We start from the raw sequence: 26,276 nt of genomic DNA on the forward strand, positions 1-26,276 counted from the left end.
GATTATTTAGTGCTGTATTAGTACTCATTTTATACTATAATCTGACTATAATCGCACACTAATCACTATATTGATTCTGTATTGTAATTGTTTCCCAAAATTGTTTGTTATATGGCGCTTGTAAAAGACAGTCTACTCCTTCACGCCGTTCGCGGCACGCTTGGCGATCAGGTTACGATTTATGAACGGAACGGCCAGATTATCATGGCCAAAAAACGCGGTAAATCAAATAAAAAGCCTACCAAAAAACAGGAAGAAGCCAGGTATAAAATGATCCTCGCGGCCGCTTATGCGAAAGAAATGTTGTCAGATCCGGCATTAAAGGCATATTATAAATCGTTAGCCGGCCCTGGCCAGAATGCCTACAATATGGCGATTAAAGATGCTTACCACTCTCCGGAAGTGCAGAATATGCAGCTGGAAAACGATACTGTAATGGTAACAGCCAAAGATGAATTCAGGGTGGCTGAAGTAAACGTAAGTGTATTCGACGCGGCTGGTAAAATAGTGGAACGGGGCAAGGCTGTTGTAGGCAGGAATGGCGTTGACTGGTATTACAAAATAACTGGTTTGCCACCTAAAGGTGAAATTGTCGTCTCTGTGGTTGATCTACCGGGTAACGCTACAATAAAAAAACTTCCAATCAATGGGTCTTAACAGATCCATACACCCGGCAAAATATAATTCCTACTGGCAGAATTTCTTTGCCAGCGAACGGTTAATGCCTGAAAAAGCCAGTTGAATACCTGTAGGATCTTACTTTGTCAAGCCCGTATGACCGTTTATCACGATCAACCACTCCCCTGCAACTTTTCATTCCTTACATTTGTCCTGCTACAAATTCGTTAGGTATGAAAAAGATCTTGTGTATATCAGGCAGTCTACGCCCAACATCTACAAATACAAATATTTTAAAAGTCATACCGCGGCTCGGTACATGGCCCGACACTTCATTTTCTTTATACGAAGGTCTGGATAAACTCCCTTATTTCAGTCCTGAACTGGATGGTGAGGGCGCTACACCCGCCCCTACAGTAGCGGATTTACGGGCACAACTCAAAGCGGCCGATGCAGTGATCGTATGTACACCGGAATATGCTTTTGGCGTACCTGGTGTGCTGAAGAACGCACTGGACTGGATTGTTTCCAGCGGGGAATTTGTTCATAAACCGACAGCTGTAATTAGTGCATCGCCCATGATGACTGGCGGCGACAAAGCAAATGCCTCCCTGGTACAGACTTTAAAAGTCATGACAGCAACAATCACGGAGGAGCAGATTTTGACCATACCGACCGTGCGTACGAAAATTGATGCGGAAGGGAATGTAGTTGATGAAGGGCTGAAAGCGAATCTTATTAAGATTGTGAACAGTCTGGTAAATACCGGTGTGGAGTAGTGATGTAGGAGTAAAATCGTGCTTTGACATTTATGAAAAATTCATTCACGAAGCGGCTCCTACTAAGATTGTGAACAGTCTGGTAAATGCCGGTGTGGAGTAGCGATATAGGAATAAAATCGTGCTTTAACATTCATGGAAAATTCTTTCACGAAGCGAATCTTACCAGGATCGGGAACAGGCTGGTAAATGCCGGTGTGGAGTAGCGATGTAGGAACAAAATCGTGCTTTGACATTCATGGAAAATTCTTTCACGAAGCGGCTCCTACTAAGATTGTGAACAGTCTGGTAAATGCCGGTGTGGAGTAGCGATGTAGGAACAAAATCGTGCTTTGACATTCATGAAAAATTCATTCACGAAGCGAATCTTACCAGGACCGGGAACAGGCTGGCCGGTAAATACATATATGCAATAGCGCTACAGGAATAAAATCATAGTCTAACAGTCATGATAAATGTATTCACTTAAAGTGAACGCATGAACGCAACCCATTATCGAAATAAAACAGCCTGTATCAAATGATACAGGCTGTTTCTACACTAACTTTTGAATTTCTTATCCGGCACCAGGTTGCAACAACCTTTCCTCTATAAAATTTCCCCTGGATGGATTTGGAAAACGAAACAACATTCCGTTCAATCAAAACCTCCATCTCAATCCGACATTCACGCCTAAACCACCAATGTTGATATACGATTTCAAATCATTAGACGGCTTATTATCATCCTTATAAGTCACCTTCGCACCACTCTGACTTACAGGCGTATTTGAGTTCTGATCCAGTGTAGACTGATACTCTGTATGTCTTTCTGCAGTTGACATATCATTCAGTCCGCGATGCTGCGTAGCAATCGTCTGTCCCGTAGTTGCACTGACAATATTCGTCGTTTCATCGTACGCAGTCACTTCTTTCTTTTTACTCCGTACGGGGATATTACGATACTCCGTTTCTACAAATACATCCAGCTTCGTCGCCACCGGGAATACAACCCCAAAAGCCCCCTGGAATCCAACGGTCACATTCGGATCTACACGCTCATCACGCGATATAGTTGTCTTGGTCACCACCGGCGAACCGCCTACCACCGCAGATCCGGTTTGATTCGCATCAGTATGGATCTTCAGCTCGCCCCATAAAGGCACCACCAATCCAACCCGTACATAAGGATCTACTTTCGCAAATCCGGGATGAATGACCACAGCAGGCGCAAAATCAATCGCATTCACATAACCGTGCGATTCAATCTTGCCCAGCTCCGTACCGGAACCAGCCAACACGGTTACCTCGCGTGTCATGAGATTCTTTTTACTGTGATAATAGTTAAACGCAGCTTCAACAGCAATGTACTGATTGATATTCCAGCCAAAGGAGAGTCCTCCCCTGCTGCCTGCGCCATACGATCCCGTCAGGACCTTTTCTGAGATAGTAGTAGTTGTTCCTGTCGATGCATTATACTGTTTTCGTTCATCGTGCGGCTCATACGGCCCCACTTTGGGAAACTCACCAGGAAAAACACTGAAGAAATAACCACCAGCAACTTTTACATAAAACTTTGAGGGCGCTGTTATTTTCTGGTCTTGCGCGTGTAAGGTGTACGAGCTTGATAACGTCAGAAATAACGTGGTAAACAGGGCTAAGTTTTTCATTTTTGTGGAATAATTTGGGTAAAAACTAACGTGTTTATGAATTTAACAAATTTCTATGAATTAAAAAAAATCCTATTGAATAGGTGTAGTGGAGGGTTGTTATGCCGAATTATACTGCCATTATGAATAAAAAAATAGAGTACGGTTACTACACCGAATTGTGCAGTCACTATGAACTGAAAAAATCTTATGGAATAGGTGTTCGTCAAGGCTATTATACCAAAGTATACTGACATTATGAATAAAAAATAGTGAAGGGTTATTTACCCAATCATACTGCCATTATGAATAAAAAATTCCTATTAAATAGGTATTAATGCAGGATTATATTCATAGATGGTCCCTATAAAAACAGGGGTGTTCAATATTCTCAAATATTGAACACCCCTGAAAAGTAAATTCCTTCTCTTCTAAAACGCCTCCGCCAGCGACAAATACAATCCCGATTGCCGCTCCTCTCCTGCCCGTTTCTCACCCCAGGCATAATCTATCCTGATCGTCAACTTAGACCCCTCATCATAAAACCATCTCACACCCATACCATAAGCCGGCTTGAAATGATCAGCTCCAAAATCATGATTGTTGAACACCGCCCCTGTCGCACCAAACGCTGCCAGTGCAAACTTCGGCTGCATATGCAAAAACCAGATATTGATAGGGATCTTCGGATCCAGGAAGTACCTGTATTCTGCCTGAAACGCCAGGTAATTCTGATCCCGGTAGCGACCTGTATAATACGCACGCATCATCAGGTCATTCCCCATCTCCGGCAACAAATAAAACGGCAACACACTCCCCTGCAATGAATTAAACAATCCATTCACCCCCAGCGTGCTCTTACGGGAAATCGGCACAAAATGCTTAGCCTGTGCATCAATTTTCCACAGCGTCTGCTTACTTAAAAACGAGGGCGCATACGCCACATTCAGCCTTACCCACGATCCCGTACGCGTATAGTTCTGGTTGTCACGATTATCAAAAATACCAGTAGCTCCTATGAAAGTAACATATCCACCATCCTTGTCTGCCAGTGACATGCCGGGATAAATTCCTTTCGTCTCATTGGCCTGATAAACATCGTGCTGATACTGAAAAGACAACCCCGCATAGAAATGCCCACTGAGCCGCTTCTCCCCTTCCAATACCACCTTGTAGCGCTGATTTCCTAACAATGTTCCGTCCGCCTTACGGGTAGTATCCCCAATCCCATAGAAATAAATCGGAAAATCATGATAGCGGAGGCTACTCTTAAAATGGTAATTATTATGATCCGTCCATAAATCCGTCTTTAATTCAATCTTGTACTGACTTTTTGTGGTCAGTGAAGGAATTAAACTAATGGTGGAATTACGAAGTACCGGATCATACTTATCCGTATAAAATGAATACAACATAGCAGCACCTATTTCCAGTCCTTTCTCCTGGGAATATCCCAGTACAGGCAACGGAAAGAAGCTTTTTTTATGTACTATAGAAGTATCATTATGTACTGCAGAAGTATCTTTTATTACAATGGCTTTATCATCCTGTGCTTTCAGGGATTCACATAACAATAATAATATAGCCGTACCTGCGAGTAAACGCGTCTTTAATATCATCTTATTTTCTATCTGAGTGACCCAGGCTTTTCTCGGGAGCTACTTTGTCCCGCACTTGTTGTTTTACTTCTTTGATTTCAGGGAAATGTCCGATCACCTTACGGTCCATCAGTACCTCATCATTCACATAAATAATGTAACTACCACCGATTGCACTGGGTTTCAAAGTGACTCCCTCCAGGTCCTCTGCAAATGTGGTCAGTAATTCCTGTGCCATCCAGGCCGCCCGCATGAGCCAACCGCATTTCGGGCAATATTCTATGGTTACTGTCGGTTTCATAGGGGGAAAGTTACAACGATTCCAGTAAATATACTTTGCATCGTATTTTTTTATAATTTTATCCCGCATTCAGGTTACCCTAAGATTATTATTTGTGCAGACGATGAAAACTTACTTGCAGAGAAGGAAATCTGCGCCATATACCATATTGATATTGATGCTGGCATTGTTCTTTACGAAGCCGGCGGCATGCTTTGCGCAGTCAAAAGTGACTGATAGTCTGACGAAAGTGCTGGCCGCCCATCCCTTGAAAGATACCACCCGTGTCAACATACTCAATCAGTTAAGTCGTTATCTCTTTACGCAGGCACCTTCCCTGACAGAGACTTACGCAAAAGAAGCTTTCCATATCAGCGATAGCCTGCGCTATCTGCCTGGCAAGATGTGGGCTACCCGCAACCTGGCCCTGGCTGAAAATGCCAAAGGGAACCTGGAAAAACAGGCCGACCTTACCCTGGAAGCGCTCAAGTGGGCCGAAGCGCTGAATGATTTGAAAGCTACCGGTATCCTTAACGCGGATCTGGGGAATATTTTTATTGAACAACAACAGCCCAGACAAGGTCTAATTTACCAGAAAAAAGCGCTGGCTATCAAACAGCAAGGTCATGACCAGGCTGAAATCGGGAAAACCCTGAACGGTATTGGCACCAGTTATATGGTACTGAAGGACTGGGATTCTGCCCTCCACTTCCTCTATGCCTCCGAACGGATCAAGCTGGCCCTCAACGACCACCGGGGATTGGCCTACGCTTATGAAAATATCGGAACAGTCTTAATGGCAAAAGGTAATTATAAGGATGCCCTTCGCTATCATACCATGGCATCCCAGTATTATAAAGAGTCTGATAATGTGCAGGGTGTGATCAAATCTTACCTGAACCTGGCCCAGACGAACATCCTGCTGAAAGATCTTACGGCTGCCGAAGAGGACCTGGCAAATGCACAGCTACTGAATAAAAATATACAGAATGCACGGAATGAGATGATCTATTATAAGTTTCGCGCCATGCTGGACTCTGCAAGGGGGAATTATGCACAGGCATTAGAAAATTATAAAGAATTTCAGGCACTGAACGAGGACTATTTCAGCACAGAAAAGTCAAAGTTCATTGCTAATTCGAAAGAAAAATATGAATCGGAAAAGAAGCAGCATGAGAATGAGTTATTGAAAAAGGAACAGTTGCTGCATCTGTCAACGATCAGGCAGCAAAAGATCTTTGTTATCCTTTGTACCGGGCTGTTTTTAGCGTTGGCTACCATCACCGTAATGTTATACCGGGTCTTCAAAAGGCAGCGGGACCTGTATGGACAGTTAAATAGCAGGAATCGCCGGGTACAGCAACAGAACCAGATTATTATGGATCAGAATGCGGCATTGGAAAGCGGGAACCAGGTGAAGGATAAAATTTTCTCCGTAATCTCTCATGACCTTCGCGCGCCGTTGGGCATCCTGGAGGGATTGCTGTTTTTGCTGAGAGATGAAAAAATGTCGCAGGAGCAATTTAATATGTTTGTGGATGACTTGTGGAGGGATATGAAAAACACCTCTTCAATGATGGACAATTTGCTGCAATGGGCCAATAGCCAGATGAAAGGGATCCGGGTGATGCCCGACGATTTTAATATTACTGCATTGCTGGATAGCGAGTTCGAGTTGTTGCAGACCCTGGCAAGACAAAAGAACATCCAGTTGAATCATTTTCTTCCACAGGTGATTCATGTGTATGCTGACAAGGATATGATACGCATGGTGTTGAGAAACCTGATCAGCAATGCCATCAAATTTACGCCCAGGAATGGGAGTATTATCGTAGATTATAAATTACTGCCCGATAAGGTGGAAGTGATGGTGAAGGACAATGGAATCGGTATTCCGGCAGAGGACCAGTCAAAGGTATTTTCCAATATTTATTATTCTACTACCGGTACCCAGAATGAGAAAGGGTGTGGATTAGGGTTACCGCTATCGAAGGACTTTATACAGCGGAACAATGGACAGATCTGGTTTCATAGTAATATGGACAGGGGGACCAGTTTCCATTTTACCCTGCCATTGTCGGAGGAGGAAGAAGAGCATACACCGGGTATGACAATTATTCTGCAGGCTACGAGGGATTATTCTCATTAAATCCCAAAATTCAATTGGTTAACTGGCATAACAGATCAAATAAAAAGGAGCCTGCACCCAAAACGGTGCAGGCTCCTTTTTATCTTAATATTTTTCTTTTCGTTTACAGATTAGCTGCATTGAACGTATCTCCCTGCTTAATATCTCCGGTATCGAATCCTTTCTTAAACCAACGCATGCGCTGTGCAGATGTTCCATGTGTAAACGCATCCGGTACAACACGCCCGTTTGCTGCTTCCTGTAATTTATCATCTCCTACAGCACTGGCGGCATTCAAAGCTTCCTCAATATCTCCCGGATCCAGGATATTATCCATTTTCTGCGCGTGGTGCGCCCATACGCCAGCGAGAAAATCGGCCTGCAGTTCGAGTTTCACGGATAGTTTGTTGTATTCCGTTTCACTCAGCTGCGAGCGCATGGCCTGCACTTTTCTGCTGATGCCCAGTAAATTCTGAATGTGATGACCCACTTCGTGGGCAATTACATATGCCTTGGAAAAATCACCGACCACCTTGAAACGCTGCTCCATTTCATTGAAGAAAGATAAATCGAGATACACCCTGTCATCAGCCGGACAATAGAATGGTCCCATCGCTGACTGGGCGGTACCACAGCCAGATTCGTCCACATCACTGAATAAGACCATTTTAGGGGCCTGGTATTCTTTGTTCATTTCTCTGAACAGTGTTGTCCATACATCTTCCGTATTTGCCAGAACGGTAGATGCGAAGCGCGCTTCTTCATCACTAGCGCTGGTGACTGTCTCGGAAGTAGTGGTTTGTTCGGTGTTGCCACCGGTACTGTGAGATACCTTGTTCAACAGTTGAGTGGGACTTTGTTTCGTGATGAGTGCCAGTACAACGATGATAATGACGCCACCGATACCGAGATTCCTGATACCGCCGCCACCACCACCGCCACTTCCGCGGCGATCTTCTACGTTATCGCTGAGTCGTCTGTTTTGCCAACGCATATAGATTGTTTTTAATTATTTTGGGCCGAATGTACAAAATGAGTACGAAAAAACGTACCAAGGCTGAAGGGGTTGGTAGATGGAATGGGGGATTTGTGTACCTTAGGAGGAACTTAGACGAAATACTGAGAAAGGCTGGAATAGCATAATAAGCCATCAGTAAGCATTCAGCGATGTTCTAAGGTGATTTAAAATTGTAATATAGAAGTAATTAGCAGCATTATAGACGTATGTCGAATCCAGCCATTTCTTACGCGCACATTACAAGAGTGACTGATACACTTGTTACAGCTACTGAAGATGCCCTGGCGGCCGAAGAGCCGCTCGAAATCCGCCTGGTGCATGGTCATGAGCACCAGTGCATCACAGTCACCATGCGATCGCCTGGTCAGGATGAGGAACTCGCCGCCGGTTTTTTATTTACTGAGGGAATCATTACCCAATATGATGCTATTCAATCGATCTCTTATCAGAATAATGTAGCCACCGTTACCCTCCTACCAGGAATTACCCCGTCATTACAACCTGCACAAAGAAATTTCTTAGCCAATGCCGGATGTGGCGTTTGTGGGAAAACGGAATTAGCGGCTATTTATACGCCAGTAGCCAGAAATGAGTCAGGTATTAAAATACCGGCAAATGTATTGCATGATCTGCCTGGTCAATTGAGGGCACAACAAGCCGTGTTTGACAATACCGGCGGTCTGCATGCGGCTGCATTATTTAATACGGACGGAACTTTATTGTTTTTAAGGGAGGATATTGGCAGACATAATGCAGTTGATAAACTGATCGGCGCTGCTTTGCGGGAAAAATTGCCATTTGGTCATTATGGGTTGTTGCTCAGCGGCCGTGCAGGGTTTGAGTTGATCCAGAAGGCTGCCGTGGCTGGCATCCCGGTTATTGCAGCAGTAGGTGCACCCAGTAGTATGGCGGTGAAGATGGCGATGGAATGGGGTATTACCTTAATTGGTTTTTTGCGGGAAGGCCGTTTCAATATTTATCATGGGAAAGAAAGAATCGTATTATAAAGCATTGAATTGCTGATAAATTGAATTGTTTACCAGCGCAGAAAGGGTGCATTTATCAGGGGAAAGTCTATGCATCTTATATAAGCACAATAACGAATTTACGCCGGCGCAAAGGTGATGAATTCATCGGGAAAAGGTCTAAGGAATCCTTTTTCTGCGAATTATTGAAATTCATTATAAACAGACTCTGAACGAATTTACTACCGGCGCACAAGTGATGCATCCATCCTGAACAAGAAAAGCTAGCATTATGAAACAATCGAAATTACAACAAACGGATACCATCCCCAATGCAGAAAACCCGGAAACCTTCACCGGCCATTTTCGCCTGGGCAAACCCAAATCATCGGCCGCCGGTTTACCTGCTGTGCTCAAAGCCATGCAGCATATTCTATCGGAGATGGATGCTATCCGTGGATTCAAGGCATTGAATGCATTGAATCAGAAAAATGGTTTCGACTGTCCAGGTTGTGCATGGCCAGATCCTGATGATGAAAGATCTGGTATTGCCGAATATTGTGAAAACGGTGCCAAAGCAGTCGCTGAAGAAGCAACGACTAAACGCCTGGATGCCACCTTCTTCGCAGAAAACAGTGTAGCCGCATTAGCTGAACTGACAGATTACGAGATCGGCAAAAAAGGTCGTGTCGCACAACCTATGTACCTGGCCGAAGGGGCCACTCACTATACCCCCATCAGTTGGGATAAAGCATTTGAAAAGATCGGTACACACCTCAATGCGCTCTCCTCTCCCAACGAAGCTATCTTTTATACCTCCGGCCGTACCAGCAATGAAGCGGCTTTTCTATACCAGTTGTTCGTCAGGGAATTTGGTACCAACAACCTGCCTGATTGCTCAAATATGTGCCACGAATCAAGTGGCGTTGCCCTCATTGAATCTGTCGGCATCGGCAAAGGCTCTGTGACACTTGATGACCTGTACGAAGCAGATGTGATTTTTATACTGGGGCAAAATCCGGGGACCAATCACCCACGCATGCTCACCGCTTTGCAAAAAGCGAAAGCGAAAGGGGTGACTATTATTTCAGCAAACCCTTTGAAAGAAACCGGTCTGCTGGGATTCATGAATCCGCAGACGGTCAAAGGAATGCTCCACATCGAGAGCCATCTCACAGATATATTCCTGCAGGTAAAAATCAATGGAGACATGGCCCTGATCAAAGCCATCAACCTGTTGTTATTACAGGAAGAACAAAAAGCGCCCGGCACTGTATTCGACCTGGAGTTTATTCAAAATAACACCAGCGGGTATGAAACGTATCTCGCTCATTTACAGGAACAAAACTTAGATCAGTTAGTCGCTGACTGCGGTGTACCACTGGCGCTGATTCAAAAAGCAGTACAGGCTTTGGTGCATAAAAAGAAGATCATTACCTGTTGGGCTATGGGATTGACCCAACATAAAAATGCCGTAGACACCATCCGCGAAGTCGTCAATCTTCTATTGCTGAAAGGCAGTATCGGGAAGCCTGGTGCAGGCACTTGCCCGGTTCGCGGGCATAGCAATGTACAGGGCGACCGTACTGTGGGCATCTTTGAACGACCGCCAAAAGCACTATTGGACAAAATCCAGGAGGTGTATGGCTTCGATCCGCCCAGGGAACATGGTTGGGATGTAGTAGCAGCCATCCGGGCAATGCGGGATGGCAAGGGGAAGGTGTTCTTTGCAATGGGGGGCAATTTCCTTTCAGCGACGCCGGATACGGTGCAGACGGCCAGCGCTTTACGCAATTGTAACCTGACCGTGCATGTATCTACAAAACTGAACAGAAGTCACCTGGTACATGGCCGGGAAGCCATTATCCTACCGACCCTGGGACGTAGTGATAAGGATATCATTAATGGCGAGCGACAGTTTGTAACCTGCGAGAATTCCATGGGCGTAGTGCAGATGTCTAAAGGCAACCTGCCTCCTGTCTCTGATCAGCTGCTCAGTGAACCGGTGATCGTGTGCCGCCTGGCTATGGCCACTTTAAAGGACAGGTCGGTAGTAGACTGGCCAAAATATGCGCAACATTATGACCATATCCGGGATGATCTGGAAAAAGTAATTCCTGGCTTCAATAATTATAATCAGCGGGTGCGGCACCCTGGTGGGTTTTACCTGCCGAACGGTGCGCGGGAAGGAAAATTTGATACAACAAATCAGAAGGCGAATTTCAATGTCGCTCCTGTGACAAGGCATGCGTTGAAAGAGCATGAGCTCATGATGATGACCATCCGGAGTCATGACCAGTTCAATACCACGATTTACGGATTGGATGACAGGTATAGAGGTATCTACCAGGAACGGCGTGTGATATTGATGAATGAAGCAGAAGCGGCGAAGCGTGGATTGAAAGCTGGAGATAAGGTGGACCTGATCAATGGATTTGGTGGTGTGGAAAGAGTAGTCAGGAACTTCCTGGTGGTGATTTATGACATGCCGGATCAGTGCGCGGCAACATATTTTCCTGAGGCCAATGCCCTGGTGCCGCTGGATAGCGTGGCGGATAAGAGTAATACACCTACTTCCAAACTGGTGATTATTACACTACGAAAGGCAGCTTAGGTAACTCATCTGAAATTCAGGGAATTCTACCAATACATCTACCTGCAAACTGGTGATTATTACACTACGAAAGGCAGCATAGGTAACTCATCTGAAACGCAGGGAATTTTACCAATACACCCACCTGCGAACTGGTAATTATTACACTACGAAAGGCCGCATAGGTAACTCATCTGAAACGCTGGGAATTTTACCAATACACCCACCTGCAAACTGGTGATTATTACACTACGAAAGGCAGCTTAGGTAACTCATCTGAAACGCAGGGAATTTTACCAATACACCCACCTGCGAACTGGTGATTATTACACTACGAAAGGCAGCTTAGGTAACTCATCTGAAATACTGGGAATTCTACCAATACATCTACCTGCAAACTGGTGATTATTACACTACGAAAGGCAGCATAGGCAACTTATCTGAAATTCAGGAAATTCGGCATCTTCAAGGTAAAGATATCAAACCGGAAATCCACCGTGGTCGTGATTTCAAAATATATCCGATTGGCCGGGTACGGGGCATTCGGAAAATAGTTAGCATCTATCAGCAGGGTATTGATGGGCAGGTTCTCATTTTTGATCCTGCACCCCAGGCCAACACCCCCATAGATCGGGTTCTTAAAGAGATTATTACTTTTGACGGTGATCTGCGAAGCCTGTAAGGTGGTATACCAGTTAAACTTAAAGCCCAGCACCTTCATAGGACTATAATATACCGTTTCCGACCGGATGTTCATGCGTTGGAAACCTACCAATGGCACGTTCTTATAACCATACACCCCATGCTCCATATTTATTTGCAACGGCTTATAAAAATACGGATTCAGGTTACCGAGGTAGTCAAAATAAGCGAATTCTCTTAGTTTACCACCGGCAAACCGGAATGCGCGGCTATAATATTGCACCTTGGCATGAATGATCGCATCTTCTGACCTGCCATCCTGGTAAAAGGTGCTGATTCCGATCTGCGTGTTAAAGATCCCTTTCAGTTTCGTGACCCAGAATTTCTGCGCTTCAAATCCTGCATATCCCCGGGTTCGTCCTTTCCAGGTTTCCCAACCTGAGGTAAAACCGGCACTGTACCCCAGGGGAATATCCTCTGTTCTGCCAAAGCCAAAGAAATGAGTAGATTTGAAAAACTCATTTCTAAACACGATCGCCTGCGCGAGGTAATACCGGTGGTTATTATAAACGGGGTCTAGCTTGTAAATAGGCTGCCAGGGCCGTTTCAGAAAGATCTGGTTGGAATGGCCGAATAAGAGCGCCAGGTTAGGCCGCTGATTATTCAAATTATGTTTGTCCTGTTTGATCAGGTTATAACCGCCCCACACTTCCAGCAATTCATACCGGTAATCGCGGTAAACTGTATCCGGGCGTTCCTGTGCATTAATCGAAAAGCTGTTTCTGTAGGACACCCCGCCGGCCCAATCTGCCGAAGAATTGTACAGGGGACGGTTGATATTGACATAATAGGCACCTTCGAATACGCCGGTATCCTGCGGAAAGTAGTTGTTCAGGGTAGTATATCCCAGCGATACGTCCGCAAAAGTGCCGAAGGCGTTGTACTTGGTGTACCGGGCTTCAGATCCCCAGGGTGGATCATAGCTGTTTTTCCAGTAGGCACCCACACGGAGTTCCTGTCCGGCGCCGAAGAGGTTATTATTATATACGGTGGTTCTGACGGCGGAGGTACTGGCTTCACCAATATCAATACCATATTCGTATACATCCTTGGTCACAACCAGCAGATCCAGGGAATCCGGAGACGCGCCGGCATTGATAATATACAGACGGGCATCCTGCATATAGGGACGGCTACGCAGGTAACGCTCGTTGTCCGACATCTCGTAGGGGTTCAGCGTGTCGCCTGATTTGAAAAATAATGCCTGCCGGATTACCCATTCTTCAGTATTATAATGCAGGCGGTTAGCCAGTTTAATGAGTTTCATGGTAGTGGTAAAGGCTGTATCGCGGATGTTTTGCGGTCCGAATACGTTTACCTTTCTGTAATAAATATCACGGATCACCCTACCGGTGTAAGGGATGAAGTACTGTTCACTCTTGATGATACTACTGTCGGTGGCCGGGGGTTCCGGTACGTTCTGTTTGGTGATGGATCGGATCAGGGAATCCCGGTAATCTTTCCGACGCAGGGAGTCCCGGTATTCTGCTACTCTATGGAACCAGCTTTTGCCTGCTGGCTTAGGTTTGAAGAGCGGAACGGTAATCGTGTCTGCAAGGGGTTTGTACAACGTTGATGAGATGGTATCGGGGGTGTAACGTTTATAACGATGAAGCGGAATGGTATCCGAGAGGCGGCCATGGATGGACGGGCGAGGCATAAATAAAGTGCTTGGAATGGTGTCTTTGTAAATCGCCCCGGTGGTTACAATGGTGTGCCTGCTACCGCTCGTTTCAGCCATTGTATTCCTGTCCACGATCGTGCTCCCATACGCATGCCGCATCATGAGCGGCATAGTCAGGTAACAGCAAACCAAAAAATGCAACAATATTTTGAAACGATTTCCCACTCGTATTTTTCAGTATATCCCCTTTCTTAGCAAAGAGTATACAACAGTTGTAGTATAAACATTGTAATCTAAAGAAAAATCACGAACCTGCATGCGCGAAAAAATCGCTTATGCCAAAGACATAAGCGATTTGATCCAAAAATGGACAATCAGCAATGGGTTAACTGTTCACGACAACAGTTTCCCATCCATTATAATCCGCGTTAATTGCCTGTGCCAGTTCAAACAGTAAAAGCACGACAGCATTGATGCTGGCTTCATCTGTACGATCATGCCTGGATACATGCAAACTATAAGGACGCTCTGCATTCCCACTCAGACTTCGCTGTTGAACAACGAATCCTTCTTTACTGATCTTTTGCCAGTAAAGCTCACGATGTTCTTCTGTGGCGAAATAAATCCAGTGATCAATGTGTCTGGCTTTTTCCTCAATATCCCCATGTTGTTTCAGGGTACGCAGCACCTTCCGGTTCTGTATACGCTGAATTTCCACTTTATCCGGGAGCAGGAAATCAAAATACAATTCCCACGTACGATCATCCTTTAATCCGAAATCGTACTGATACTCCGGGAAGGCAGTCATCACATCGGCTATATGCTTATCGTATAAAGTTGTGTCACCGGTATAAAAGTAAAAATCTCTTACACCATTAGAAATGGTCCTGCCCACAAAGTGAGCATTCAGGTTTGTTTCCAATCCTTTGACCAGGCTATCCTCAATTTCACCCAACACTTGAAACTCATCTCCCTGTGGGAACCCATCGGCCCGGGGAGTATTCAAATATACAGACACATAAATAGCATGCGGTTTACTGTTCAGCGGTGCGAATCGCCGTAGGTCGAGGTCTAGCCCTATAATGGCCGGGTGGTCATCAATGTGACACGTGTATAAATCCCAATCTGGCTGGTAGGCGTTAGACATAAAAATTTGCTATTCGAAAATGTAACGGTCCGGCTGTAAAGATACATCAATCATGTTCGCCATTCATCCATTATCACAGGAAACTTTTTATAAATCATTTATTTTTAATTCCAGTTACAGGCTAACATTAGAAAAGTTTATTGGATCATGCACAAATTTGTCTCGTTATGTTTGGGAATGACATTGTCATTTCTATCATTTTCTTATGCTCAGCAAACCGACCAGAAATCTCCTGAACACGGGTCAGTTCAGGGAAAACTGATTGACGGGCAAACCAATGCCCCTATTGAGTACGCCTCCGTGGCAATCATTCGTGCTGTTGATTCCAGCGTAGTCACCGGCATGCTCTCCAAACCCAACGGAGATTTTAGTTTTCCTGAAATTGCATTGGGGAAGTACTTTGTGAAGGTAAATTTCATTGGTTACACTACCGTTTATAAAGCAATTGTCCTTTCATCAAAAAATAATATTATAGATGTTGGTAATATCAAGCTCGGCACTAATGCAAAAGTATTAGCTGCTGTAGAGATCGTAGGTGAAAAGCCTGCTTATACCATGGCAATTGATAAGCGCGTCTTCAATGTGGAAAAAAATATTTCCAGCGTAGGTGGTACTGCCACCGACGTTTTAAAGCAGGTACCTGCTGTCAGTGTAGACATCGACGGTAATGTGACGGTGCGCAACGGCTCTCCCACCATTTTCGTAGATGGTCGCCCAACGACCCTCACCATGGACCAGATTCCTGCTGATGCGATTGCCAACATCGAAGTGATCACTAATCCATCGGCTAAATATGATGCGGAAGGTGTAAGCGGTATACTAAATATAGTATTGAAGAAAAACAGGAAAGCGGGTATCAACGGACAGGTGAATGCCGGTGTTTCTACTTTGGGTGGTGCGAACGGCGGCTTCGACTTCAGCATCCGTCGTGAAAAATATAACCTGTCCCTGAGTTACAACGTCCGTTCCCGTAAAGGTGGTTCAAGAGAACACCTGTTCCGTAAGAACATCGGTACGGATACCACTACTTACCTGGACCAATATGAAAATGGAGATCAGAGCCGCCGGTTTCAATATGGCCGTATCGGTTTTGACTGGTTCATGGATAACCGCAACACGTTTACCATTGCGGGCAGTATCAATGCCGGTGATTTCAAAGATAATAGTAACCTGTCGGTGTATAACCTGAACATTGGAAAAGAGCAGGTAAGATATGGTTCCGGTATTGATAATGACAACCACAACTTCAGGAACTATGCGGGTCAGTTGGGTTACAAGCATACTTTTGCGAGGCAGGGCCATGAACTGACTGCGGATTTCAACTATAACTACGCAACCAGTGAAGATGGCAGTGATTATGCATTGCAATATTACACTTTGGGCCATGTTGCAATCGATACACCTATTGCACCGGCTAAAAGATATGCTGACGGTGGTGGTAATACCACTTATATGACCGGGCAGATTGATTATGTAAATCCGCTGTCGGAAACTTCAAAGTTTGAAGCAGGTCTGCGTACCACCAGCCGCATTTTTAATAATACGCTGAGAACCATGGGCCTCAACAACGCTACCGGAGACTATGTGTTGGATAGCTCGCTGTCCAATAATTATCATTACAGTGAGACCATTAATGCGGGGTATATCACCTATTCCGGTCAACTGGGCAGCTTTGGTTATATGGGCGGATTGAGAGGTGAACAATCTTACTATAGTGGGGATATGACAAGTACCACTAAAAGTAACTATAAAATCAGCTATCCTATTAGCTTGTTTCCCAGTGTGTTCCTGTCTCAGAAGTTCAAGGGAGATCATGAGTTGCAGCTGAATTACACACGCCGTGTACGTCGTCCGTGGTTCCGGGATCTGTTGCCAAACCTGAACTACACTGCGCAGAGTGCGAGTCGTGGTAACCCGACACTGAAGCCGGAGTTTACGAACTCGTTTGAGTTTAGTTACCTGAAAGATTTTAACAGGAAGCATAATGTAATGGTGTCACTGTACTTCCGGAACACACAGAATGCTATCACGGATTATTCAACTGATACCATGATCACAGTGAATGGTACCGCATCGAAAGTGGTGTTGACCTATCCGGTCAATGCAGATACCAGAAATGCATACGGAGCGGAGTTTACGGTACGTAACCAGCTGACGAAGGACTGGGATGTGACCACCAATATGAACCTGGCGCAGACGAAGATCAATGCTTCTAACCTGCAGAATAACCTGACTAATTCCGGGTTTGTATTCTTTGGGAAGATCAATACGAATTATAAGTTGCCGTATAGAACAACTTTACAGCTGACGGGTATTTATGAGTCGAAGCAGATTATGGCACAGGGGGAAAGAGCAGGCAAATATACAGTGGATGCGGCACTGCGGAAAGAGTTGTTGAAAGACCGGTCGCTGGTAGTATCGCTGGGTGTGAATGATATTTTCAATACGGATAGAAGTATATCTTATACCAATACGGAATTTTCTGAGCAGGAGTATTATAGAAAGAGAGCGACGCGCGAGGCAAGGATCAATGTGAGCTGGCGATTTGGGAAGATGGATACAGGCAGGAAGAAGGAGAACAAGAAGGGTGAAGAGCAAGGGGGGAATGGAGATTTCTAGGATAAAGGCGGTGAACCACAATCCCCGGAATATAAATAACGATACAATATCCCCTGACGGATGACAAAGACAACTGGAAAATAATGATTTCTGATCACTGCCAGGCAAGCGTCGGTGGTCAATTTGTTTGTAGTTTGCAGCGCTCTCAATATTTTGGGGGCGCTGCTTTTTTTATTGAGTATCTTGCTGGCAATATTCAAATCGCGCACTATGATAGAAACAAACAGTAACACAGTGACCCTGCGTTTCCTCGCAGAGCCATCGGATGTGAATTTCGGCGGAAAGGTTCACGGGGGCGCCGTGATGAAATGGATCGACCAGGCAGGATATGCATGCGCAGCTAATTGGAGCGGGCAATATTGTGTAACCGTGTATGTTGGAGGCATCCGTTTTATTCGTCCCATCCAGATCGGCGATATGGTGGAGATCAATGCAACCGTGATCTATACAGGAAACACCAGTATGCATATTGCCATTAATGTATCGGCAGGGAACCCAAGACAGCGGGAGCGGGTGAAGACAACACACTGTGTGATGGTATTTGCGGCGGTAGACGATCATGGGAAAACAGTCCCTGTACCCAAATGGCATCCGGAAACGCCGGCGGCTGTTGAAATGGAAGCTTATGCGAAAAAGCTGATGGGATTGAGGATGAATATTGAGGAAGAAATGAAGCCTTATTTGTAGACCTGATTATAAAGAGACAGGGTGTATTTCTTTTATAATAAAGAATACACCCTGTTTTTATATGGTAAAAGTTGGATATGCAGATACTTTAATAGAAACGGTGGCCCTGGGCTGAAAATGGATTTAAACAGATTGGCAATGAAAGGAGGATGGTGGTTTGATGCACAAACTGCTTATAAATCAATTTATTATACAACCGGCCATTCCCGATTCCCTAATGCGCAAACTGCATCTCGCTCAGGCTCCTATACAGTCCACCGTCTACCATGAGTAATTCCTGGTGCGTGCCCTGCTCCACAATCCGCCCTTTATCCAGTACAATAATCTTATCTGCCTGGCGTACAGTACTTAGCCGGTGTGCAATAACAATAGAAGTTCGTCCTTCCATCAGTTTCTCCAACGCATCCTGTACCAGTTTTTCTGATTCAGAATCCAATGCGGATGTTGCCTCGTCGAGAATCAGTATTCTCGGATCCTTCAGCACGGCACGGGCGATAGCGATTCGTTGCCGCTGTCCGCCGGATAACTGAATACCCCTCTCTCCCACCACAGTATCCAGTCCTTCGGGGAAGCGTTGTATAAATTCCCATGCATTGGCTTTTTTTGCGGCTTCAGTAATTTCATCAGTGGTAGCATCGGGTTTGCCGTAAGCGATATTTTCGCGGATGGTGCCGCCGAAAAGGAATACATCCTGCGGTACGATCGCCATCTGGCTTCTTAAAGCAGACAACGGGAAATTACCCGCATCGCGGCCATTAAAGGAGATACTGCCACCGGCTGGCTCGTACAATCTTAATAACAGGGATACAATCGTACTCTTCCCCGCACCACTGGGCCCTACAAGCGCCACCTGCTGATCTGCTTCGATGTCGAAGGTAATGTCCTGCAGTACATTCAGGTCCTTCCTCGATGGATAACGGAATGCCAGGTGGTTGAAAGAGATCTCCCCGCTCAGCTGATCTTCAGGAGAAATAAGGGCACTGTCTGTAATTGGTTCTGCCGGTTCGTCCAGTATTTCCAGCAGGTGTTCGGTAGCGCCAAGTGTCTTTTGAATGGTCGCATATACTTCCGCAAGACCGGCCACAGAGGCACCGATAAATGTAGAATACAAAACGAATGAAATAAGTAGCCCTGGTTGTAAACTACCCATGGCAATCAAAACAGCTCCTCTCCAGATCACAGCGACGATCGCTCCAAATACGCCCAGGATCATAAAGGCTGCGAAGGCACCTCTGTAGGTACCGGTCCTGATACCTGTTTTGGCAACTTCGGAAGTCTTGTTTTTATATCGTCTCATTTCGAAGAACTCATTGGCGAACGCTTTGACATTCAGAATGCCTTGCAGGGTTTCTTCTACAATAGTATTGGCTTCAGCTACCTGGCTTTGTGCCTGCTTTGAATATTTACGGACTACGCGGCCAAACGCCCAGGCAAGGATGACAATCACCGGCAGGGTACCCAGCATCAGTGCAGTGAGTTGGGCGGAAGTATGAACGAGTAAAACAACACCGCCCACAATGATAATGATCTGTCGGATGAACTCTGCGACGGTGGTAGTGAACGTCTCCTGTAATAGTGAGATGTCCGAAGAAATGCGGCTGCCCAGCTCTCCTACTCTCCGGTTCAGGAAGAAACTCATGGGCAGGCGGATCAGGTGGTTATACACCTGCTGGCGGAGGGATGCCAGCGACCGTTCGGTTACACGGACAAAGATGTTGATACGGAAGTAGCCCAGGATACCCTGGATAAGCAGGAGACCAACAAGTAATAGCCCTGTGTGATTGATGGCCGAAATGTTTTTCGAGTGGGTGCCATTGTCTACGAGGTCACCCAGTAATTTGGGGAATGCAAGGTTCGAAAGGCTGGTAACGAATAATAATAACATGCCCGCGCTGAAGAGGGGCCAATAGGGCCGGATATATTTGTACAGGCGGAAAGTCTTCTTAAAAGATGCTTTTTTAATTTTGGTGTCCTGGTGTTGTTCCATAGAATTAATGATGCAATAGCATTTAAAGTTAGAGGGAGCTGATATAGGTTATGACGGGGTGGAAATGTAAATATTGTACAAATATGGGGTTCAATTTTCGAAATGGTGGTATCACCTGTTATTAAAGGATTTATGATAGGTATAAATGTCGGGTGTTTAATTTTCGAAATGGTGGTATCACCGGGCTGGCTCATTTTTTTAAACCCGTATAATTCCTGCACCCGGGTGGACCTGGATAACAGCAACTTTCAAAAACACTGCAGTTCCTTCAGCACTACTACTGATAACAGCGAAGGCGCTTCGCCGAAGCAGAAGCGCCTATAACCAAATTCACTTGTATTTATTGTCAATTATGGCCTCTCCAAAAAAAGATGACGGAAGGTTACTCCCGTCATCTGTCATTTATTGAGGTCTTCTGTTTCTGGAACTATCTTGTGTACCGGTACCGTAGCGGGAAGAATCTTCTCCCGGATTGGGGGCACCTGCCGGTACATCTGCGGCCGGAACCGTATCAGGATTAATACCTGTAGTAGAAGTATCTACTGTCGTTGTAGTAGAATCTGCATTTGAATTTCTACCGTTTCCACACGAAGCGATAAACGCTCCACCAACTATCAATAAGCTATATATAAAATGACTCTTTCTCATAAAATTATTTTTATAATAAGATAATCAATGTGTTCTGAGGAATTATTTTCCCCAATTAGTAGCGTAGGCGCACCACCCTAGTGGCGAGGTGTAGAATCAGGGCGTGCAGATGAAGAGGAATCCACTGAAGATGCCGCAGTATCTACAGGTGAAGATAATGATGTATCTGCCTGAACAGCCGTTGCTGTGCTATCTGCATTACTTGTGTCTTTACTGCTTCCACACGCAAACAGAAAGAGGCTGAGAGCTATAGCAAAACAGGCGGTTATACAAACTTTACAAACTGCAAGGCGGAAATTGATTGCTTGGGTTCCCAGGTCTTTTTTTTGCACTTTCATGATTAACTAGATTGTCAGGATGAACAAATAATGTCGAATACCGTATGATATTCGAAATAATTGTGCCAATGCAAATGGATAATAAATCGTACAGCTTATGGAAAACACTTTAATTCAATTGGTTGAGTTTCCCACGATACTCAAAGTAGTAGTTTCTTGCCTGGCCGGAGCCCTGTTGGGAATGGAAAGAGAGTTCCATCACAAAGCTGCCGGTATGCGAACGCTCACCCTCATCTGCGTGGGCAGCACGTTATTTACCATTCTATCGGTAGAGATAGGGCTGCCTAATAGTCCTGATCGTGTAGCTTCCAATATTATTACCGGGGTTGGTTTTATTGGGGCAGGTGTCATCTTTAAAGGTACTTATAGTATAGATGGCATTACTACCGCAGCTACCATCTGGATAGCGGCAGCGCTGGGTATCGCGGTGGGTATGAGTCACTACGTGCTGGTGGCAATTGCACTCATATTGGTGCTGATGATACTCCATGGACTTAAAATTATTGAAAGGAAGATTTCCGGGATCAGGGAAAAAAAGATCATTTGTATATCGTATGATACTTCGATCACCCCGGATTTTGATTTCCACGGTATTTTTAAACTATATCATCTGAAACATAAGCATATGACTATATCCCGGAGCAGGTCCGTCATTGAAAACCGGTTTGAGATCAAAGGCAGACCGGCAGATATCAAAGAAATGAGTCATTACCTGCAGAATAATCCCGACATTTGTCAATTCGAAATGCAAACAAATCCATTGTAGACTATGTCACGTGCGTATGCGGATCTTCCTTTACATTATGGTTCAGTGCCACCCTGGCTGGCTGCCAGAATGAGCCTGTTAGGCGGGGCAATTATTGAAACTATTGTCGCAGACTATGGTCAAGCGGAGGTATTGAGAAGATTAAGTGATCCTTGCTGGTTCCAGGCATTGGGTTGTGTATTGGGAATGGACTGGCATTCTTCGGGGATTACCACGTCTGTAATGGGTGCTTTGAAGAAAGCGTTGAACCCCAGGGCACATGAGTTGGGTATTTATATCTGTGGAGGTAAAGGGAAACATTCCAGGCAAACACCGCAGGAGCTATTGGCTATCGCGGAGAAAACCGGGCTACCTGGCCAGGAGTTGGTACGCAATAGTAAACTGGCGGCGAAGGTAGATAATACAGCTTTGCAGGATGGATTCCAGTTATATCTCCACTCCTTTATAGTTTCTAATGAGGGAGATTGGGCTGTTGTACAGCAGGGTATGAATGATGGTAATGGGATGGCCAGGCGATATCACTGGCACTCTGCCACAGTGCGCAATTTTACAGAAACGCCTCACTCCTTTATATATGGTAAGAACCAGGGGCTGATCCTGAACCTGACGGATAAGGATGCCATGCCGACAAAGGACGGGCTGATTGAACTGGTCAAGGCATCGCCGGAACAACTCCTGCCAGAGATCAGGAAGATCACGATGCCTTCGCATCATGAGGTACGGGCGGAAAATGTGGATCTGAAAAGATTGGGAGCTGTGCTGGCGGTAGCACATGAACGACAGGTATTGGATTTTGAGACGTTGCTGCTGATGGAAGGTGTGGGACCGCGTACCTTGCAATCGCTGACGCTCGTGAGTGAAGTGATACACGGTACCCCTTCAAGGTTTACAGACCCTGCCAGGTTCTCGTTTGCGCATGGCGGGAAAGATGGACATCCGTTCCCTGTACCGGTGAATGTGTATGATGAGACGATCAGCGTGATGCGGGAAGCAGTGAACAAGGCAAAGATCGGGCAAAGTGATAAGCAGGAGGCCATACGGAAATTGTCGGTACTGTCACAGCAGGTGGAGAAGGATTTTATACCGAACGAGCGGTTTGATGAAGTGGTGGAAAGGGAGAGAAAGGATTCATGGCGACATGGAGGGAGAACGATTTTTGGGAAGGAGAAGCCGCCGCCACAGAATAATCAGTTAAGCTTATTTGATTAGAAAGCAGGATGAAGATGTCCATTTGGGAAGATAAATCATAAAATGTGCGGGAATTTCATGTGAAGGGAGGATGAATCAGGAAAGAATAATTGCGAATTAGAAAGCAGGATGGGGACGTCTATTTAGAGAGATAAATCATTCCATGCGCAGGAATTTCATAAAAATGAAGGATAAATTTATAAAACTAAAAGTAACTGCTTAACCCGTTCAATTTAATATGACCATTTCGGAGGCCACGGAAGTACAGCATGAATTAAGAACGAAAGTTTTAATCCAACCCATTGATTATCCTGTAGATATCATTGCAGGGGCAGATATCTCCTTCAACAGGTTTAGCACTACCGTGTATGCAGGAATTGTGTTATTACGCTTCCCTACATTAGAAATATCAGGATACAGCCTCGTGAAAAAGGAAGTCCATTTCCCTTACGTTCCGGGTTACCTTGCTTTCAGGGAGGTCCCCGCTTTGCTGGATGCCTGGGAACAGTTGCCTTTTAAACCCGACCTGTTGGTGGTAGACGGACATGGCATAGCTCACCCAAGAAGATTAGGCATTGCCGCCCATTTTGGTGTTGTGGCTGACACACCTGCGCTGGGCTGTGCCAAGAAGGTCTTGTGCGGGTCATTTGAAGAGCCTGGGTTAACGAAAGGCAGTTTTACCCCTTTGATCCATAAATCCGAAATCATCGGCGCCGCCTTGCGCACAAAAGATAAAGTAAAGCCTGTCTTTATATCACCTGGACATAAGATTGATTTACAGGGTGCTATAAGCATTATTAACCAATGTGTCGGGAAGCATAGATTACCCGCTCCCACCAGGCAGGCGCATCATATAGTGAATGAATTCAGGAAAGGGAATCTGCAGGCTGGGTTTACGTCATTGGACAATCAACAGCTATTATCTTAATTCCGGCAGGTACTTCCAATACCTTTTAGGCATGTGCTGCAGTAGCAACTTCCGGTTAACCCGGCTGGCTATATTGGCCCCTTTATAATAAGTTTGCCACAAAGCCTGGTAATCCCCCTCCGCTTCGTCCCATATACCTTCCTGCTTATCCATTTCCATCCAGACCGTTTCCACCTTTTCCAGGTCATAGTAAATTCCGTAATTCCGCACCTTGTCATAGATCATCCAACGCTGGTCTGCATACCTGTCTTTGAAGTGCTTTATGATCAAAGGAAGCACATTATAGTCCGGCGACACCAGGCTGAAATAAATACCATCTTTGGTGAGTTGGAACCGCACAAACGCCTCCATCCGATGTTTCTCCCGATGTACCTTGCGAGCCGTCTGGGCAACAAACAGTACAAAATTATTACCAAAATCACGCTCTACAGACGACTGATTTTCAAATACATGACGGGTGTAGCTTAACATTTGATCTTCGACATTCTCTATTTCTGATAGAAAAGTTGAGAAATATTGATGCAATCCATTTGCTGATAGTTTTTTGCTTAGCCCCGCCCATACCCTATCCGCCTTTTCCAGGTCAGTTTCTACCCGGATTGTGGTCGCAAACATGTCCGGAACGAAGGCATTTTCTTTCCGAATGACTCCCCTGGATGTATAACTTTCGAACACGGCTGTCAGGAACCCTTCAAATGAGCTATCGTATAGATAAATATCCATTTTAGAACAAAGAAAGTTGAGGACTATGTAGTTTTAGATACTTGCTATGTGACTGATTCAGGATCTGTCGCCTGATTTGTTCGGAAGTAAAATCCTTCTTCTCTATCGGACCTTTCCTGCACGTAATGAAGTACTTAGCACGGTTTAATTGAACCCCCATTTGCTGTAGCTGATCCCATCCCAGGGCACTAAAACTCCTCGCCGCGATAATCTTGTTCACGCTATTCATCCCGATGCCCGGTACCCTCGCGATGAGCATTTTATCTGCAATATTGATATCTACGGGAAACAGGTGGAGGTTTCTCAATGCCCAGGACAACTTGGGATCGATCTCCGTATCCAGATGTGGGTTCGCATCGTCCAGCAATTCCTGTGCTTTGAAACCATAAAACCGCATCAGCCAGTCAGCCTGGTATAACCGGTTCTCCCGCATCATGGGTACCTGGTGACCCAGCCCAGGCAACCGGGCATCATTACTAATAGGCACATATCCGGAATAATATACCCGCTTAAGCTGGAACTGGTGATAAAACCGGGCGGCTAAGTGCACGATGTCCTTATCGGTTTCCTTTCCGGCTCCCACGATCACCTGCGTGCTCTGCCCCGCCGGAACAAAAGTGGGAACCTTCTTCAGCACCTTCCTTTCATCGTCCAGCCGGATAATCTCATTCTTCAGGTAATTCATGGGCTGGATCATATCCGCCCTTTTTTTCTCAGGTGCTAATAATTTTAGTCCTTCCTCCGTAGGTAGTTCGAGGTTCACACTCAGGCGATCTGCATACATACCGGCTTCCTGCATCAGTTCATCGCTGGCCCCCGGAATCGCTTTAAGATGGATATAGCCATTGAACTTATGTATGGTTCTCAGGTCTTTAGCAATTCTCACCAGGCGCTCCATCGTATAATCCGGGTCCCTGAAAATGCCCGAACTAAGGAAGAGCCCTTCTATATAATTACGCCGGTAGAAGTTGATCGTGAGATCAACCACTTCCTGGACAGTAAAAGCAGCCCTTTTGATATCATTGCTTTTGCGGGATACACAATAAGCACAATCATATATGCAATGGTTGGTTAAGAGGATCTTCAACAGGGAAACACATCGGCCATCAGGGGTATAAGAATGGCAGATGCCCATGCCGGGATGTGCGTTACCCAGTCCTTTGTTGGTATTCTTCCGGTCGCTGCCGCTGCTTGCACAACTTACATCGTATTTCGCTGCATCTGCTAATATGGATAGTTTTTCCTGTACTCTTTCGTGCATGACAATAGCTTTAACCAAAAATACTAAATTATTTAGCAAAACAAGCGAGGGC

21 protein-coding genes are annotated in these 26,276 nt (G+C 45.3%); 10 read left to right on the forward strand and 11 right to left on the reverse strand.

Annotation, left to right across the window (positions count from 1 at the left end; translation table 11 throughout):
- The first annotated feature begins 111 nt into the window (after nt 1-111).
- A complete protein-coding gene (locus ABDW33_RS13850) occupies nt 112-657 on the forward strand; it encodes a hypothetical protein (RefSeq protein ID WP_343690657.1) in 546 nt (181 codons plus the stop codon).
- A 194-nt stretch (nt 658-851) separates the two neighbouring features.
- The gene (locus ABDW33_RS13855; RefSeq protein ID WP_343690658.1) at nt 852-1,397 is read left to right on the forward strand and encodes an NADPH-dependent FMN reductase; all 546 of its coding nucleotides are present in this window, start codon (nt 852-854) and stop codon (nt 1,395-1,397) included.
- A 640-nt stretch (nt 1,398-2,037) separates the two neighbouring features.
- On the opposite strand, the gene ABDW33_RS13860 is transcribed toward ABDW33_RS13855, so the two are convergent.
- From ABDW33_RS13860 to ABDW33_RS13870, 3 genes are all read right to left on the reverse strand, one after another.
- Complete coding sequence (locus tag ABDW33_RS13860) at nt 2,038-3,045, reverse strand: hypothetical protein (protein ID WP_343690659.1); 1,008 nt, start codon at nt 3,043-3,045, stop codon at nt 2,038-2,040.
- 410 nt (nt 3,046-3,455) lie between these two features.
- The gene (locus ABDW33_RS13865; RefSeq protein WP_343690660.1) at nt 3,456-4,643 is read right to left on the reverse strand and encodes a hypothetical protein; all 1,188 of its coding nucleotides are present in this window, start codon (nt 4,641-4,643) and stop codon (nt 3,456-3,458) included.
- Between the two features lies 1 nt (nt 4,644).
- Nucleotides 4,645-4,923: a SelT/SelW/SelH family protein gene (locus ABDW33_RS13870; protein ID WP_343690661.1), complete on the reverse strand. Its 279-nt coding sequence runs from the start codon at nt 4,921-4,923 to the stop codon at nt 4,645-4,647.
- Between the two features lie 103 nt (nt 4,924-5,026).
- On the opposite strand from ABDW33_RS13870, the gene ABDW33_RS13875 reads away from it, so the two are divergent.
- Nucleotides 5,027-7,051 (forward strand): ATP-binding protein, encoded by a 2,025-nt coding sequence (locus ABDW33_RS13875; protein WP_343690662.1) that lies wholly within the window; start codon nt 5,027-5,029, stop codon nt 7,049-7,051.
- Between the two features lie 103 nt (nt 7,052-7,154).
- Here the strand turns inward: ABDW33_RS13875 and ABDW33_RS13880 are convergent, their stop codons facing one another.
- Nucleotides 7,155-8,024: a neutral zinc metallopeptidase gene (locus ABDW33_RS13880; RefSeq protein WP_343690663.1), complete on the reverse strand. Its 870-nt coding sequence runs from the start codon at nt 8,022-8,024 to the stop codon at nt 7,155-7,157.
- A gap of 230 nt (nt 8,025-8,254) precedes the next feature.
- Here ABDW33_RS13880 and fdhD point away from each other — a divergent pair, with 230 nt between their 5' ends.
- Nucleotides 8,255-9,055 (forward strand): formate dehydrogenase accessory sulfurtransferase FdhD, encoded by an 801-nt coding sequence (fdhD, locus tag ABDW33_RS13885; RefSeq protein WP_343690664.1) that lies wholly within the window; start codon nt 8,255-8,257, stop codon nt 9,053-9,055.
- A 250-nt stretch (nt 9,056-9,305) separates the two neighbouring features.
- Nucleotides 9,306-11,627 carry an FdhF/YdeP family oxidoreductase gene (locus ABDW33_RS13890; protein WP_343690665.1) on the forward strand — a complete coding sequence of 774 codons (2,322 nt, stop codon included), beginning with the start codon at nt 9,306-9,308 and terminating at the stop codon, nt 11,625-11,627.
- 415 nt (nt 11,628-12,042) lie between these two features.
- On the opposite strand, the gene ABDW33_RS13895 is transcribed toward ABDW33_RS13890, so the two are convergent.
- Together ABDW33_RS13895 and ABDW33_RS13900 are read right to left on the reverse strand one after the other, a co-directional pair.
- Entirely contained in the window at nt 12,043-14,094 is a 2,052-nt protein-coding gene (locus ABDW33_RS13895; RefSeq protein WP_343690666.1) for a hypothetical protein, read from the reverse strand.
- 223 nt (nt 14,095-14,317) lie between these two features.
- The gene (locus tag ABDW33_RS13900; RefSeq protein WP_343690667.1) at nt 14,318-15,079 is read right to left on the reverse strand and encodes a DUF695 domain-containing protein; all 762 of its coding nucleotides are present in this window, start codon (nt 15,077-15,079) and stop codon (nt 14,318-14,320) included.
- A 147-nt stretch (nt 15,080-15,226) separates the two neighbouring features.
- Between ABDW33_RS13900 and ABDW33_RS13905 the strand changes: the two genes are divergently transcribed.
- Nucleotides 15,227-17,698 carry a TonB-dependent receptor gene (locus ABDW33_RS13905; protein WP_343690668.1) on the forward strand — a complete coding sequence of 824 codons (2,472 nt, stop codon included), beginning with the start codon at nt 15,227-15,229 and terminating at the stop codon, nt 17,696-17,698.
- Between the two features lie 210 nt (nt 17,699-17,908).
- A complete protein-coding gene (locus ABDW33_RS13910) occupies nt 17,909-18,385 on the forward strand; it encodes an acyl-CoA thioesterase (protein ID WP_343690669.1) in 477 nt (158 codons plus the stop codon).
- 214 nt (nt 18,386-18,599) lie between these two features.
- On the opposite strand, the gene ABDW33_RS13915 is transcribed toward ABDW33_RS13910, so the two are convergent.
- From ABDW33_RS13915 to ABDW33_RS13925, 3 genes are all read right to left on the reverse strand, one after another.
- On the reverse strand, nt 18,600-20,372 hold the full coding sequence (locus ABDW33_RS13915; protein ID WP_343690670.1) for an ABC transporter transmembrane domain-containing protein: 1,773 nt from the start codon (nt 20,370-20,372) through the stop codon (nt 18,600-18,602).
- Between the two features lie 402 nt (nt 20,373-20,774).
- Complete coding sequence (locus tag ABDW33_RS13920) at nt 20,775-21,020, reverse strand: hypothetical protein (RefSeq protein ID WP_343690671.1); 246 nt, start codon at nt 21,018-21,020, stop codon at nt 20,775-20,777.
- A gap of 77 nt (nt 21,021-21,097) precedes the next feature.
- Entirely contained in the window at nt 21,098-21,358 is a 261-nt protein-coding gene (locus ABDW33_RS13925; protein WP_343690672.1) for a hypothetical protein, read from the reverse strand.
- 97 nt (nt 21,359-21,455) lie between these two features.
- Here ABDW33_RS13925 and ABDW33_RS13930 point away from each other — a divergent pair, with 97 nt between their 5' ends.
- The 3 genes from ABDW33_RS13930 to nfi all read left to right on the forward strand — a co-directional run bounded on the left by ABDW33_RS13930 (nt 21,456) and on the right by nfi (nt 24,240).
- Complete coding sequence (locus ABDW33_RS13930) at nt 21,456-22,124, forward strand: MgtC/SapB family protein (RefSeq protein WP_343690673.1); 669 nt, start codon at nt 21,456-21,458, stop codon at nt 22,122-22,124.
- Nucleotides 22,125-22,127: 3 nt separating this feature from the next.
- Nucleotides 22,128-23,333 carry a DUF763 domain-containing protein gene (locus tag ABDW33_RS13935; RefSeq protein WP_343690674.1) on the forward strand — a complete coding sequence of 402 codons (1,206 nt, stop codon included), beginning with the start codon at nt 22,128-22,130 and terminating at the stop codon, nt 23,331-23,333.
- A 217-nt stretch (nt 23,334-23,550) separates the two neighbouring features.
- Nucleotides 23,551-24,240, forward strand: coding sequence for a deoxyribonuclease V (nfi, locus tag ABDW33_RS13940; protein ID WP_343690675.1), 690 nt, complete (start codon nt 23,551-23,553; stop codon nt 24,238-24,240).
- On the opposite strand, the gene ABDW33_RS13945 is transcribed toward nfi, so the two are convergent.
- Together ABDW33_RS13945 and ABDW33_RS13950 are read right to left on the reverse strand one after the other, a co-directional pair.
- Entirely contained in the window at nt 24,232-24,963 is a 732-nt protein-coding gene (locus ABDW33_RS13945) for a TIGR03915 family putative DNA repair protein (protein ID WP_343690676.1), read from the reverse strand. The genes nfi and ABDW33_RS13945 overlap by 9 nt on opposite strands.
- A gap of 1 nt (nt 24,964) precedes the next feature.
- The gene (locus tag ABDW33_RS13950) at nt 24,965-26,224 is read right to left on the reverse strand and encodes a putative DNA modification/repair radical SAM protein (RefSeq protein ID WP_343690677.1); all 1,260 of its coding nucleotides are present in this window, start codon (nt 26,222-26,224) and stop codon (nt 24,965-24,967) included.
- Nucleotides 26,225-26,276: the final 52 nt, after the last annotated feature.

This window comes from Chitinophaga sp. (genome assembly GCF_039596155.1).
In the GTDB taxonomy this organism is placed as follows: domain Bacteria; phylum Bacteroidota; class Bacteroidia; order Chitinophagales; family Chitinophagaceae; genus Chitinophaga.

Bases quoted from the DNA above. Each gene is read 5' to 3' on its own strand.
- ABDW33_RS13935 (WP_343690674.1), top strand. From the start codon at position 22,128: ATGTCACGTGCGTATGCGGATCTTCCTTTACATTATGGTTCAGTGCCA.
- ABDW33_RS13875 (WP_343690662.1), top strand. From the start codon at position 5,027: ATGAAAACTTACTTGCAGAGAAGGAAATCTGCGCCATATACCATATTG.
- ABDW33_RS13945 (WP_343690676.1), bottom strand. From the start codon at position 24,963: ATGGATATTTATCTATACGATAGCTCATTTGAAGGGTTCCTGACAGCC.
- ABDW33_RS13910 (WP_343690669.1), top strand. From the start codon at position 17,909: ATGATAGAAACAAACAGTAACACAGTGACCCTGCGTTTCCTCGCAGAG.
- nfi (WP_343690675.1), top strand. From the start codon at position 23,551: ATGACCATTTCGGAGGCCACGGAAGTACAGCATGAATTAAGAACGAAA.
- ABDW33_RS13895 (WP_343690666.1), bottom strand. From the start codon at position 14,094: ATGATGCGGCATGCGTATGGGAGCACGATCGTGGACAGGAATACAATG.
- ABDW33_RS13860 (WP_343690659.1), bottom strand. From the start codon at position 3,045: ATGAAAAACTTAGCCCTGTTTACCACGTTATTTCTGACGTTATCAAGC.
- ABDW33_RS13915 (WP_343690670.1), bottom strand. From the start codon at position 20,372: ATGGAACAACACCAGGACACCAAAATTAAAAAAGCATCTTTTAAGAAG.
- ABDW33_RS13900 (WP_343690667.1), bottom strand. From the start codon at position 15,079: ATGTCTAACGCCTACCAGCCAGATTGGGATTTATACACGTGTCACATT.
- ABDW33_RS13950 (WP_343690677.1), bottom strand. From the start codon at position 26,224: ATGCACGAAAGAGTACAGGAAAAACTATCCATATTAGCAGATGCAGCG.
- ABDW33_RS13920 (WP_343690671.1), bottom strand. From the start codon at position 21,020: ATGAGAAAGAGTCATTTTATATATAGCTTATTGATAGTTGGTGGAGCG.
- ABDW33_RS13870 (WP_343690661.1), bottom strand. From the start codon at position 4,923: ATGAAACCGACAGTAACCATAGAATATTGCCCGAAATGCGGTTGGCTC.
- ABDW33_RS13855 (WP_343690658.1), top strand. From the start codon at position 852: ATGAAAAAGATCTTGTGTATATCAGGCAGTCTACGCCCAACATCTACA.
- ABDW33_RS13865 (WP_343690660.1), bottom strand. From the start codon at position 4,643: ATGATATTAAAGACGCGTTTACTCGCAGGTACGGCTATATTATTATTG.
- ABDW33_RS13890 (WP_343690665.1), top strand. From the start codon at position 9,306: ATGAAACAATCGAAATTACAACAAACGGATACCATCCCCAATGCAGAA.
- fdhD (WP_343690664.1), top strand. From the start codon at position 8,255: ATGTCGAATCCAGCCATTTCTTACGCGCACATTACAAGAGTGACTGAT.
- ABDW33_RS13880 (WP_343690663.1), bottom strand. From the start codon at position 8,024: ATGCGTTGGCAAAACAGACGACTCAGCGATAACGTAGAAGATCGCCGC.
- ABDW33_RS13930 (WP_343690673.1), top strand. From the start codon at position 21,456: ATGGAAAACACTTTAATTCAATTGGTTGAGTTTCCCACGATACTCAAA.
- ABDW33_RS13905 (WP_343690668.1), top strand. From the start codon at position 15,227: ATGCACAAATTTGTCTCGTTATGTTTGGGAATGACATTGTCATTTCTA.
- ABDW33_RS13850 (WP_343690657.1), top strand. From the start codon at position 112: ATGGCGCTTGTAAAAGACAGTCTACTCCTTCACGCCGTTCGCGGCACG.
- ABDW33_RS13925 (WP_343690672.1), bottom strand. From the start codon at position 21,358: ATGAAAGTGCAAAAAAAAGACCTGGGAACCCAAGCAATCAATTTCCGC.